The organism is Streptomyces sp. NPDC051172 (genome assembly GCF_040682555.1).
In the GTDB taxonomy this organism is placed as follows: Bacteria; Actinomycetota; Actinomycetes; order Streptomycetales; family Streptomycetaceae; genus Streptomyces.
The window spans coordinates 8,606-20,510 of sequence record NZ_JBFBBE010000080.1 but is presented as its reverse complement, the minus strand read 5'-3'; the positions used below and the strand labels follow the sequence as shown (position 1 = coordinate 20,510).

General features: G+C 71.3%; 9 protein-coding genes and 3 pseudogenes. 7 read left to right on the top strand and 5 right to left on the bottom strand.

From position 1 onward, the window contains the following. Positions 1-111: 111 nt before the first annotated feature. Complete coding sequence (locus AB0N07_RS35150; RefSeq protein ID WP_365842203.1) at positions 112-1,422, top strand: RICIN domain-containing protein; 1,311 nt, start codon at positions 112-114, stop codon at positions 1,420-1,422. A gap of 186 nt (positions 1,423-1,608) precedes the next feature. Further along, positions 1,609-2,982, top strand: a complete 1,374-nt coding sequence (locus AB0N07_RS35145) for a pentapeptide repeat-containing protein (protein WP_365842174.1) — start codon at positions 1,609-1,611, stop codon at positions 2,980-2,982. A 239-nt stretch (positions 2,983-3,221) separates the two neighbouring features. Here AB0N07_RS35145 and AB0N07_RS35140 read toward each other — a convergent pair whose 3' ends face one another. Next, positions 3,222-3,890 (bottom strand): type III effector protein, encoded by a 669-nt coding sequence (locus AB0N07_RS35140; protein WP_365842172.1) that lies wholly within the window; start codon positions 3,888-3,890, stop codon positions 3,222-3,224. A 126-nt stretch (positions 3,891-4,016) separates the two neighbouring features. Here AB0N07_RS35140 and AB0N07_RS35135 point away from each other — a divergent pair, with 126 nt between their 5' ends. The 3 genes from AB0N07_RS35135 to AB0N07_RS35125 all read left to right on the top strand — a co-directional run bounded on the left by AB0N07_RS35135 (position 4,017) and on the right by AB0N07_RS35125 (position 5,449). Beyond that, positions 4,017-4,448 carry an Hsp20/alpha crystallin family protein gene (locus AB0N07_RS35135; RefSeq protein WP_365842170.1) on the top strand — a complete coding sequence of 144 codons (432 nt, stop codon included), beginning with the start codon at positions 4,017-4,019 and terminating at the stop codon, positions 4,446-4,448. Positions 4,449-4,550: 102 nt separating this feature from the next. Next, the gene (locus AB0N07_RS35130) at positions 4,551-4,946 is read left to right on the top strand and encodes a DUF2267 domain-containing protein (protein ID WP_365842168.1); all 396 of its coding nucleotides are present in this window, start codon (positions 4,551-4,553) and stop codon (positions 4,944-4,946) included. A gap of 65 nt (positions 4,947-5,011) precedes the next feature. After that, positions 5,012-5,449, top strand: a complete 438-nt coding sequence (locus AB0N07_RS35125) for a DUF2267 domain-containing protein (protein ID WP_365842166.1) — start codon at positions 5,012-5,014, stop codon at positions 5,447-5,449. A gap of 193 nt (positions 5,450-5,642) precedes the next feature. On the opposite strand, the gene AB0N07_RS35120 is transcribed toward AB0N07_RS35125, so the two are convergent. Then, a complete protein-coding gene (locus AB0N07_RS35120) occupies positions 5,643-7,292 on the bottom strand; it encodes an NAD-dependent malic enzyme (protein ID WP_365842164.1) in 1,650 nt (549 codons plus the stop codon). Positions 7,293-7,488: 196 nt separating this feature from the next. Here AB0N07_RS35120 and AB0N07_RS35115 point away from each other — a divergent pair. After that, a pseudogene (locus AB0N07_RS35115) lies at positions 7,489-8,722 on the top strand (GNAT family N-acetyltransferase). Between the two features lie 59 nt (positions 8,723-8,781). On the opposite strand, the gene AB0N07_RS35110 reads toward AB0N07_RS35115, so the two are convergent. Beyond that, a complete protein-coding gene (locus AB0N07_RS35110) occupies positions 8,782-9,699 on the bottom strand; it encodes an aminoglycoside phosphotransferase family protein (protein WP_365842162.1) in 918 nt (305 codons plus the stop codon). A gap of 303 nt (positions 9,700-10,002) precedes the next feature. Here AB0N07_RS35110 and AB0N07_RS35105 point away from each other — a divergent pair, with 303 nt between their 5' ends. Continuing rightward, positions 10,003-10,401, top strand: coding sequence for a VOC family protein (locus AB0N07_RS35105; protein WP_365842160.1), 399 nt, complete (start codon positions 10,003-10,005; stop codon positions 10,399-10,401). 249 nt (positions 10,402-10,650) lie between these two features. Here the strand turns inward: AB0N07_RS35105 and AB0N07_RS35100 are convergent. Together AB0N07_RS35100 and AB0N07_RS35095 are read right to left on the bottom strand one after the other, a co-directional pair. Beyond that, a pseudogene (locus tag AB0N07_RS35100) lies at positions 10,651-10,821 on the bottom strand (ATP-binding protein); the annotation flags it as partial. Between the two features lie 144 nt (positions 10,822-10,965). Further along, a pseudogene (locus AB0N07_RS35095) lies at positions 10,966-11,905 on the bottom strand (hypothetical protein); the annotation flags it as partial.

Below are 11,905 nucleotides of genomic sequence, written 5' to 3'. Positions count from 1 at the left end.
CATGTCTCGGTCATCGATCGGTCATCGGTCGGCACGCCCGTGCCGGAGTGAAGGGACCCCCCCGTGCGCCTGCGACCCCTGCGCGTCCTGTGCTGTTCCGCCGCCCTCGCCCTGTCCACGCCCGCCCTGCTGCCCGGCACGGCCTCCGCGGCGGTCCCCACCTCCCCGGTCTACCTGCAGAACTACACCACCGGGCGCAACGCCGCCGACGCCGCCGGCACCGTCGCCGCGCACAATCCCAAGGGCAACGAGGACCACCAGCAGTGGACCCCGGTCGCGGTCGGCGGCGGCTACCAGCTGCAGAACGCCGACGAGGCGGGCACCTGCCTCGGCCGCAGCGGCACCTCCGCGGTCACCGCCGGCTGCGGCGCGGACGGCACGACCTGGACGATCACCTCCGGCGCCGACAGCGCGTACACGATCACCGCACCCGGCACCTCGCAGTACCTCACCGGCTCGGCCTCCGACGCCGGCGCCGTACAACTCGGCTCGGCGGGCGACCTCGCCCGCTGGTACCTCACCCCGGTCACCTACCCCACCACGGCGATGCCCTCCGCCGACACCCGCACCCTGGACCAGGTCACCTTCCTGACCGCGCACAACGCCTTCGCCAACGGCGTCGACGGCAACTTCGCCACGTTCCCGGTCAGCTGGTTCCCCAACCAGAACTACGGCGTCAGCCGGCAACTGGCCGACGGCGTGCGCGGGTTCATGCTCGACGACTACACCGTCAACGGGCAGGCCGTCCTCTGCCACAACAGCTGCGACGGCGTCAGCAGCCCCGTCCCGCTCGCCACCGACCTGCAGCGCATCGTCGACTTCCTCAAGGCCCGCCCGGGCCAGTTCGCCACCGTCTTCCTGGAGGACTACGCCTCCTCCGACGTGCTGAAGTCCTCCCTCGCCTCCGTGAGCGGCCTCTCCGACGTGCTGTACCGGCCCGACCAGGAGGGCGTGGCCACCAAGGGCTGGCCGACCATGGCCGACCTGGCCGCACGCGGCAAGCAGCTGCTGATCTTCAGCGACCGGACCCGGGCGAGCGACACCGCGAGCGGCTGGAACACCCGCGACACCTTCGGGGTGATGTACCAGCGCGAGTGGACCGTGGAGAACTACTGGTCCATGGGCGGCGGAATCGGCGTCTCGGACTGGTCCTGCTACAGCCGCTGGGACACCCGCCCCCTCACCACGGACTCGCCCGCCTTCCACCCGCTGTTCGTGATGAACCACTTCCGCGATTACACCATTGGCTCCACCGCGCAGACGGACAACGGCAAACTCCTCAACCGTGCACAGAACTTCTGCACACCTGCCGCCCGCAAGAAGCCCAACTACCTTGCCGTGGACCGCTACGACCTCGGCTCCCCGAGCCCGCTCACCACGGTGGGCAGCCTCAACACCTACGTCCTCGCGCCGGGACAGTGACCGTCGATCGGTGCGCAGAGGTGTGGAATGCTGCGGTCCCAGGCACTGTCTCCCGCAGAGAGTGCGCCCCTGCCGGACGGACCGCCTGGAGCCTGATGAACACCACAAGCCGACCGCACGACAGCGCCGCCCCACTCGCGTGGTTCGAGCACGGGGCCGGCGCCTGGACCGAGTCCGTCACCGCCCGTGTCGCCTGAGCCCGACCGGACGGTCGACGCGGAACACGTCAGGCGGGAGATCCTCGACGAGGCCGCGGGCGCCGAGCCGTACATCCTGCGCGGTGCCCACGTCACCGGGGCGTTGCTGCTGGACGGGGCGGAGATCAGGCGGTCCCTGCGGTTCGAGGCGTGCCGGTTCGACGAGGCCGTCAGCCTGGAGGGGGCGACGATGCTCGGGGTGAGCGTCGTCGACTGCACGCTGCCCGGCTTCCGGGCGCCGACGGCACGGTTCGGCGGGCGACTCGATCTGCGCCGCTCGACCATCGGCGGGGACGGCCGGCACGCACTCGAACTCGTGCACGCGGACATCGCGGGAGCGCTGCGCCTCGACGGGGCACGTCTGATCGCGCCGGGGCGGACGGCGATGGACGCCGGGGGCGTGGTGATGCGGGGCGGCGTGTTCTGCGAGGACGGCTTCGTCGCCGAAGGCGAAGTCAGCTTCCCCGGGGCCGAGTTGCCGGGCGGGTTGTGGATGCGCGGGGCGCGGATCACTGTGGGCTCGCCGGACGCGTTCGCCTTCCACGGAGACATGCTCAAGGCGTCGACCGTACGGCTGTCACGGGGTTTCACGACCGACGGCAGGGTGCGGCTGCGCAGCGTACGGATAGAGGACCTGCTGACCTTCGACGATGCCGAACTGCTCGGTTCCGGCACGTCGTTGATGTGCGTGGGGATGCAGGCCGGGGCACTCGACCTCCGGTTCCGGTACCGGCCCGCGGGCGGCGTGAACCTGCGCACCGCGCACGCCGACCGTATCCAGGACGACCCCTCGACCTGGCCGAAGACACTGGGCCTGGACGGGCTGACGTACGGCTGGCTGGGCGAGACGGCGCACACGCGGCGCGAGGACGTCGAGAACCGGCTGGCGTGGCTGCGCCACCAGCCCGTCTATGTTCCGCAGCCGTACGAGCAACTCGCCTCCCACTACCGCAGATGCGGGCACGAGGACGAGGCACGGCGGGTGCTGCTCGTGCGGGAGCGGTGCCGCCGGGCGACACTGGGGCCGGCGGGCCGAGCCTGGGGCTGGCTCCTCGACTCCACGGTCGGATACGGCTACCGACCGTGGATCGCCGGAATCTGGCTGGCGCTGCTCACGCTGATCGGCTCGCTCGTGTTCGCCGCACACGACCCCGTGGCGAACACGAAGGACGAGGGCACGCCGTTCAATCCGGTCGTCTACACCCTCGACCTGCTGGTCCCGATCGGCGGCCTGGGCCAGCGCGACCACTGGCACTGGGCACAGGGCGGTGTGCAGGGATTGGCGTACGCGCTGATCGCGATCGGCTGGGTCCTGACGACCGCGGTCGTGGCGGGGGTGACCAGGACGCTCAGCAGGAACTAGCGTCCGTCTGCCCAGTGGCTGCCCGGTGCTTGGGGCCGGTGGCGCTCATGCTGCTTGAGCCCGTCCACCAGAAGAGGATCCACGTCCGCCCGGCGTCGGCGGCGGAGTCCCCGGTGCTGAGGGAGCGCCATGACCTCCCTGCAAGGACGCGGGCTTCACCCACCACACCCCAGCGCGCACACCTACGCGTTCCCTCCCCGTCGGCGCGGCCGAGCCGACGACCGCCCCTGCGTCGCCGGCTACTGCTTCGAACGCCAAGGGACCACCGGGTTCGTGGCGGAGTTCGTCAAGGCATCGAGCTGGGCGGCGAGTTCGGGGTGGCCCGGGGTGAGGTGGGGGCGGGCGGCGTTGAGGGGGTCGATGAGGACGGCGGGGTCGTCGTGGGCGAGGGCCGCGTGGAGTTGGCCGAGCGGGTTGCGGGCCGCGGTGGGGAGGTCGGTGAGGGCGCTGATCTGGCCGGCGATGCGGCGCAGGTCGGCTGCGTTGCGGCGGGCCCAGGCGGCGGTGGTGCGTTCGGCGGCGCGGCGCTCGCGGGTGGCCTGGACGCGTTGTTCGCCGGTGGTGCCTGCGGGACCGGGCCTGCCCCGCAGATAGCGGCGTTCGGCTGCCTGGCGGCTGGAGACGCCGAGGGGGTGGGCGAGGTCGGCCCAGCTGGCACCCGCGTGGCGGGCGGTCTCGATCAGACCGGTTTCCCATTCGGCGAGCTGCTCGCGCACCTGCCGCAGCAGCAGAAGGGAGGCCAGCGCCTTCTCCGGGGCGACGTCCTGGGTGTCTGCGGTGTCGCGGTCCTCGTGCCGGGCGGCCTGCAGGGCGTCGTCTATGGCGTGCAGAGCCGCCGCGGCGGCGAGGAACGACGTCGGCCCTGGTGCGCCGATGCTGGACGATGTCGGCTGGTCGGCCGGGGTCATGAGCACCTCCTCAGTCTGTCATCCTTTGGACGACGCCTCGCTTGTCATCCATTGGACGACATGGTACAACGTTTTCAGTGAGGCGCATTGGCAGCAACTGCCCGAACCTTCCTGGAGGTGTTTTCGATGTTGATGCGCACTGACCCCTTCCGTGAGTTGGACCGGCTGGCGCAGCAGCTGATGGGCCCGGGCACGTGGTCCCGGCCGTCCCCGATGCCGATGGACGCCTACCGCGAGGGTGACGAGTACGTGGTGGCCTTCGACCTCCCCGGCGTCAGCCCGGACGCGATCGACATCGACGTCGAACGGAACATGCTGACCGTCAAGGCCGAGCGCCGGCCCGTGACGAAGGCCGACGACGTGCAGATGGAGCTGTCGGAACGGCCGCTCGGCGTCTTCTCGCGCCAGCTCGTGCTGGCCGACACCCTGGACACCGAGCACATCAAGGCCGACTACGAGACAGGCGTGCTCACCCTGCGCATCCCGATCGCCGAGCGCGCCAAGCCCCGCAAGATCACCATCGGCGTGGGATCCGACCGCAAGGAGATCTCCGGCTGAGCCGGACAGCCGAAGACGGAACAACGGCGGAGGACAGGTACCTGATCTCCCCCCGGGGCCTGTCCTCCGTTACCCGTGGACCGAGGAAGGGTGGCGGCCGACGTGACTGTGCGACGCGAAGCGTTCCTCAACCGTGTGAGGGAACGCGGCGAGTACGCCACCCTGGAGGAAGCCGACCGCGCGGCCCGCGTGGTGCTCGCCCTGCTGGGCGCACACCTGGTCGGCGGGGTACGCGCCCGGCTGGCGGCGCGTCTGCCGGAGGACTTCGCCCTGATCCTGCTCAATCCGCTGCAGAGCGCCGAACCGCTGTCCCCCGAGCGGTTCGTGCGCGCGACCGCGGCCTGGATCGAAGGGGCGACCGAGCAGACCGCCGCCTGGGACGTCAGCGCCGTCCTGTCCACGGCCGCCGACGCCGCCGGCGACGACCTTCTCAAGGAGATCCTGCTCCAACTCCCCACGGGCTACGACCTGCTCTTCGGCCGCATTCAGCCCACCTGACCACCCACCCACCGGTGACCGCACGCCGGTCGCCACGACCCGGTGACAGAAAGGCAACCACCGCAGTGATGTCCGACCACAGCGCACCGTTCCAGCAGCCCTATGGAAGGGCGTACGAACAGATGCTGGAAAAGGTCCGCTACGACGGCGCCTATCCCACCCGCGAGAAGGCAGAGCAAGCCGTCCGCCTCGTGCTCGCCGGGCTGGGACGCCAGCTGACCGGCGACGAACGCGTCGACCTCGCCGCCCGCCTCCCCCTCGAAGCCGCGCGCATTCTCACCGCCCAGATCCCCGACACCCAGCCGCTGACCGGCTGGGCCTTCGTCAAGGACCTCGCCGCCCGCACCGGCGCCTCCCTGGCCACCACCCGCTGGGACACCGGGTCCGTGTTCTCCGCCGTCGCGGCCTACGCGGGCTCCGACCTCGTCACCCGCATCCTGCGCCAGCTCCCGTCCGGCTACGCACTGCTGTTCGGCCGCGCGGAACTCACCCAAGCCGCATAGGCGGCCGCACATTTCGGGCGTCGCCCACGCCGGTGACCGTGACGCGTGCACGGGCTGCACAGACCGCGCAGTGCGGCCGGTCACCGGCATCTTGCTGACCGCTCCGAGGATCGCAGACAGAACACCGTTACTCGCATGCGGCCTCACGGCGCCTACTCGTCGGCGACCTCGCCCGGTTCGAACCGCAGCTCCGTCATGCGTACTCCGGCTGCCACATGGCGTCCTGAACCTGCTGGATGACGTCGTCGAGCGGGACGCGCGCGACCCCCTCCTCGGCGGCGCGGCGGGCGACCGACGCCGCCACCGTTGCCGACGAGGCCCGCAGGTTCTCGACCTGCGGTAGCAGCGGGGCCCCCGGAGCGGACAGGTCGGCCAGGCCCGCCACCGCCTCGGCGGCCGCCTGGAGCATGCCGTCGGTGATCCGGGAAGCCCGCGCCACGACGGCCCCGAGGCCGAGACCCGGGTAGAGCAGGGCGTTGTTGGCCTGGCCGATGACGTACGTGGTGCCGTCGAGCGCCACCGGAGCAACCGGGACGCCGGCCGCCACGAGGGCCTTGCCGTCGGTCCACCTCAGGACGTTCTCCGGCAACGCCTCGATCCTTTCCGTGGGGTTGGACAGGGGCAGCACCACCGGTCGTTCCACATGCCCGGCCATGGACCGGACGATGTCCTCGCTGAAGGCCCCGTGCACGGTCGAGGTGCCGACCAGCACGGTCGGGTGCACCCGGTCCACGACCTCCTTCAGCCCGATCGGCCGCTCGTGGCCGCCGGACCATTCCTCGTCGGGGCGGGCGTAGAGCCGCTGGTAGTCACGCAGCCCGTCGGTGGACCGCAACAGCAGGCCCTGCCGGTCCACGCACCAGACGCGTGCCACCGCCTCCTCGCCGTCCAGGCCGTCGCGGACCATGGCGTCGCGCAGTTGGTCGGCGATGCCCACCCCTGCGGTGCCCGCGCCGAAGACGACCACGCGCTGCTCGCGCACCGGCGTCCCGGACACGCGCGCCGCGTTGAGCACGCAGGCCAGGGTGATGGCGCCGGTGCCCTGCATGTCGTCGTTGAACGTGCAGACCTTCTCGCCGTACGTCTCGAGCAGCCTGCGGCCGTTGCCGGGGCCGAAGTCCTCCCAGTGCAGCAGCGCGTGCGGGAACAGGTCCCGCACCGTGTCCACGTACGCGGCGACGAACGCGTCGTAGTCCTTCCCCCGCGCGCGGGAGTGCCGGTTGCCCACGTACAGCGGGTCGTTGAGCAGTGCCTGGTTGTCCGTCCCGACGTCGAGCATGACGGGGACCGCCCGGCCCGGGTGGAGGCCGGCGGCGGCCGTGTAGACGGCCAGTTTGCCTACGGAGATCTGCATGCCGCCCACACCCCAGTCCCCGATGCCGAGGATCTGCTCGGCATCGGTGGCGACCACCAGGTCGACCTCGTCCGGACCGAGGCCGAGCGCCTCGAACGCGGGCCGTACGTCCTGCGGGTGGTCGATGGACAGATACACCCCGCGAGGACGCCGGTACTCGTGGCTGTACCGCTTGATCGCCTGCCCCACCGTGGGGTCGTAGACGATGGGCAGCAGTTCCGTCAGATTCTCGGTGAGCAGGCGATGGTAGAGCACCTCGTTGCGGTCGTGCAGCTGCTCCAGGCAGACGTTCTTCGCCAGGTCGTCCGGCTGGGCCTGAACCTGCTCCCAGGCCCGGCGGGCCTGCTGCTCCAGCGAGAGCACACCCGGTGGGAGCGTCCCCACCAGGCCGTGCTGCTCCCGTTCCTCCCGTGTGAAGGCGACCCCTTTGTTCCGCAGCGCGTCAGCCAGCAGGGCCCGCCCGTGCGGGTCGTCGCGGCGCGAGGACATGAGTACTCCTCCGTCGACTGCATCGTCCCCGCTCCGGGGTTCCCGTCCGGCCCGGCAGCAAACCGACATGCCGCACCGCAGCCTGGCACGCGTGGGCCCGGCCGTAATTCGTTTTGACCTGGACACGCCTCGACGCTGCACTGTGGCGGGGCGCCGCGGGTCGTGGTGCCGGTATCCCGGGGAGGCAGCGGCAGCAATGGAGATCCGTTCCACGACGGACCAGGACTTCAAGGTCTTCGTCGACACCATGCATGCCGCGTTCGGGCGCTTCCCGGAAACCCCGGCCGAGGGCGGCGGCGGGGTGTGGTGGGCGGCGCTCGAAATGGACCGCAATCTGATAGCCGTGACGGCGGACGGGCGGCCTGTCGGCACCGCCGGTGCGTACTCCTTCGAGCTCACACTGCCCGGTGACATCCTCGTCCCCACCACCGGGGTGACCGCCGTCGGCGTCCTGCCCTCGCACCGGCGCCAGGGCGTGCTCACCGCGATGATGCGGCGCCAGCTCACCGAAGTGCGGGCCCGGGGGGAGTTCCTCTCCGTACTGCTGGCCTCCGAGGCCGTGATCTACCGCAGGTTCGGCTACGGGCCGGCGACCTACACGCGACGGCTGACGGTGCCGCGCCACCGGGCCGCCCTCGCCCTCCCCCGGGCGCACGGAACAACCGAGACGACCGGCTGGGCCACAGGCTCGGTCGAGCTGCTGCGGCGTTCCGAGTGCGGCGAGCTCCTGGAGGAGGTCTACGACCGCTACCGCCGCACACAGCCCAGTGCGCTGTCCAGGCCGCACCGCTGGTGGGCCTCGGGCGCCGGGCAGCCCCCCCCCCATCGCTCCGGCGTCGCGCCATGTGGCCGTCCACCGTGACGCCGAGGGTCTCCCGGACGGGTACGCCAGCTATGCGATCGGCGAAGGCGACGCCTTGACGGTCGACGAGACCATCGCCACCCACGACGCCGTCTTCACGGCCCTGGCCCGGTTCGTGCTCGGACACGACCTGGTCCGTCAAGTGGTGTTCAAGCACATCGCGCCCGACAGTCCGCTGCGCTGGCAGCTTGCGGACTTCCGCGCCGGCGAGGCCGGCAGTGACACGGACTGGCTCTGGGTGCGGCTGCTGGACGTCCCGCGGGCGCTGACCGCGCGTGGCTGGTTCATGGACGGCGAGCTCGTTCTCGACGTCGACGACCCGTTCCTGGGCGAACACGGCCGCTACCTGCTGACGGTGCGGGACAGCAAGGCCGAATGCGTTCCCACGGACCGGGATCCCGACCTGTCCCTGGACGTGAGCGACCTCGGTTCGATCTACCTCGGCGGTACGGCCCCGAGCACGCTCGTGCGCGCCGGGCACATCCGGGCCCACCGCCCGGGCGCGGCCGCCCTCGCCGACGCCCTCTTCCGCAGCGAGCGCTCGCCGCACTGCCTGCACTGGTTCTGACCGCATTTCCGCACCAGCAGATGGGACCGCCCGACGATGCATCAGCCGTAGCCTTCGGTTCAGTGGCCGGCCGTTGCGACCAGGCGCCGCAACGAAGCGTGGGCGGGCGGACCCCAGGTCGTCCTGCCGCCCGGACGGCCGTGCACGCCGGCCTCGCCGATGAGCATGCCGCTCAGGGCTCTCAGCACCGCCCAGCCACGGGCGCGGCGCCGGGTCGCGCCGTCCGCGCCTGGCTGATAGGCGTCATGGAAGCGGCCGACGGCGCCGTCCGGCAGCAGTATCCACGCCGCGGCGAGGTCGCAGGCCGGGTCGCCCGCGCAGAGGTCGCCGAAGTCGATCACGCCGCAGATGGTGCCGTCCGCGGTGAGGACATTGGCCGGATGCAGATCGGCGTGAAGCCACAGCGCCGGGCCCGTCCACTCAGGCGCGGCGAGGGCGTCTTCCCAGACGGCGCGTACGGCGTCCGGGTCGGGGATCAGCCCCATCTCGGTGGCCGACGCCAGCTGCTGGGCGAACCCCTCGGCGCAGTCGGCCAGTGGACCCCCGCGGCCGCGGCCGGGCGGTGCTCCCTCGGGGGCGGGCCGGTGAAGAGCGGTCAGGAAGGCGGCCAAGGCCTCGGCCGCCTCCTCACCGCGTGTGACGGGGGCGCGGTCGGCCGGCGTTCCCGACACCCAGGTGGTGACGATCCAGGGCCGCGGAAACCGCTCAGAGGGCTCGCCGAGACGCTGCGGGACGGGGACCGGCAGGGGAAGACCCGGGGCGAGAGCGGGAAGCCAGGCATGCTCTTTGCGAAGCAGCGCATCCGCTGACAGCGTCGCCCAGGGCAGCCGTACGGCGAGGTCGTCGCCGAGCCGCCACAGCTGGTTGTCCCAGCCGAACGCGCCGAATCTCAAAGGGCGATCGACCAGGTCGGGGTGCTGATCGCACAGCAGATCCCGGACCAGCTCTGCGGTGATCTCGATGTCGGTGTGGGTCATGCCGAGCCACGCTATCCGGGCGGTGACCCGAAGTTCGTCACGACTTCCGGGAGTTGGGGTCGTCGGCAACGCTTCGTCGCTGGACGGAGTGTCCGGAGGTCGCGGCGAACACGGGCCTTGTCAGCGATGACGAGCGCGGCAGTGGTGGTGGGCCGTTCCGCTGTCGACTCCTTCCCGGATCCGGGTCATCGTTCGGCCGCCGGGTCGTCATGGGGTGCCGGGCAGACCGGTCGCGGACGGCAGCCGATCAGCGCCTCCTGCGCATGTGGATCGACTGTCAGACCTTCCTGGGAGGCTCCGCGCATGCAGATGACAGTGCAGCTGACGATCGACTGCTCCGATCCGCAGAGAATGGTGGCTTTCTGGGCCGAGGCCCTGGGCTACGTGCCTGAGCCTCCGCCGGGCGGGCACGCCGCGTGGCGTGCTCACTGGGGGGCGATGGGGGTGCCCGAGGCGGAGTTGCCGGCCGGTGCCGGGGACATTCCGGAGTCGAAGGTCGCCAAGAACCGGTGGCACTTCGACATGAAGGTCGGCGGGGGCCGTGACGTCCCACTGGACGTCCGCACACGGCGGGTCAAGGCAACGGTGAAACGGCTGCTCAAAGCCGGTGCCACCGTGCTGCGGACCAGGGATGAGCCGGACACGGGGTTCTGCGCCGCCGCCATGCAGGACCCCGAGGGCAACGAATTCGACGTCGTCTGAGGGCCGTTGCGACTGCGCAGGCACAGCCATTCGTTCACGGCTGCGACCAGCACAGTCGCCTTGTACCGGATGGAGAGCTTGTCCCTACGGTCCGGCGCGGGTACGCGGCACGGCTGCGTTGTCGAGTTCCCAGGGTGCGCCCATGGCTGAGCGCGGATCCTGCCCCCGAGCCGAGTCGCACCGTGTCGGACCGAAGCAGTCACGTGGAAGACGGCCACCGGTTGGCGGCTCGCTCCGCCGCGTCGGGCAGCGATGGGCGATCCGGACCAGTTGGGTCTCTTCGTCCACCGGCAGGTGGACCGTGCTGCCGACGGATCGCAAACCAGTGCCCAGCTCGACCGCCTCCCGGGCGAGCCAGAGCATGCGCCCCTCCAGCACGTCGCGCTTGCCTTCCACCTCCGCCTCGCCGAACAGGGGCATCGTCCAGTCGTCGGGCGTCAGGCCCAGCGCGCCGTTCTCCTCGGCGAGTTGCCGAGCCCTCGTGGCCTTTCCGGCTCCTGGCAGGTAGCGGTGGTTGCGCCGGAAGGAGTGGGCCTTCTCGCCGTCGAATCGGCCGGCGAATCGTCAGGTCTTGCGTACGGCGCCGGTGAAGCCGGCGATGAACAGGGTGGCGGACGCCCACGCCGCCAGCTGCAGCAGCCAGCCCGTGACGGTAAGGGTCTGCCCTGCGCGGGTGCCGGCAGGGGTGCACAGGTCCTGCGCCCCCGTCTTGACCACCGGCAGACCCAGATCCAGACCCACGCCGACCCGCTCCACGAAGCTGCAGGGCGTTGTGGGTGTGCTCGCGCGGGCGGTGTGCTGCAGGCCACCGCCCGGCCCGCCGAGGACGACCGTCAGCGCGACCGAGCCGGCGAGGACGGCGAACAACAGCAGGAGTGCTCGCCAGGGTTGATAACCGAAGCCGAGGGTCAGCCCGGTGAATCGGGCCCAGGCCCGGTCGCGCCGCCGAAGCCCGCCGCGGTCGATCTGGTCCCGCCGCTGCGCCATGAGGATGTCCCGCACCTCGCTGTCGTGACCGGCCGCCCGGTGGACGGCGGCCAGCTGTTGGTACGGCTGAGCGGAGTAGCCGGGCGTGTGGTCACGCAACAGCTCCAGCCATCGGGACAGCCCGACCGGCGCCGGCAGGCCCGCGTAAGTCAGCCCGTCGATGCCGACCAGGGCCCCCGTGGCCTGACCCGAACGGGTCACCCCGCTGATGTCCAGCCACAGCGAACCTTCGACCCGCACGCCGTTCAACGCGAGCACGGAGTCTCCGGCGCCGCTTGCCCGGAACCCTGCGCGGAGGAACACGGCTCGGTCGACCCGCAGACCGTCGGCGTGCAGGGCGGGACCGGACATGTTCTCCAGCCGCGCCCCGTCGCAATCCAGCAGACCGAGGTGGGCATCGACCAGCTGGACCGCGCCGGTTGCCCGGAACCCTGCGCGGAGGAACACGGCTCGGTCGACCCGCAGACCGTCGGCGTGCAGGGCGGGACCGGACATGTTCTCCAGCCGCGCCCCGTCG

What these genes read in the sequence shown, in the direction of transcription:
- AB0N07_RS35105 (WP_365842160.1), top strand. Translation starts at nt 10,003, where the DNA reads ATGCAGATGACAGTGCAGCTGACGATCGACTGCTCCGATCCGCAGAGA.
- AB0N07_RS35140 (WP_365842172.1), bottom strand. Translation starts at nt 3,890, where the DNA reads ATGACCCCGGCCGACCAGCCGACATCGTCCAGCATCGGCGCACCAGGG.
- AB0N07_RS35110 (WP_365842162.1), bottom strand. Translation starts at nt 9,699, where the DNA reads ATGACCCACACCGACATCGAGATCACCGCAGAGCTGGTCCGGGATCTG.
- AB0N07_RS35135 (WP_365842170.1), top strand. Translation starts at nt 4,017, where the DNA reads ATGTTGATGCGCACTGACCCCTTCCGTGAGTTGGACCGGCTGGCGCAG.
- AB0N07_RS35120 (WP_365842164.1), bottom strand. Translation starts at nt 7,292, where the DNA reads ATGTCCTCGCGCCGCGACGACCCGCACGGGCGGGCCCTGCTGGCTGAC.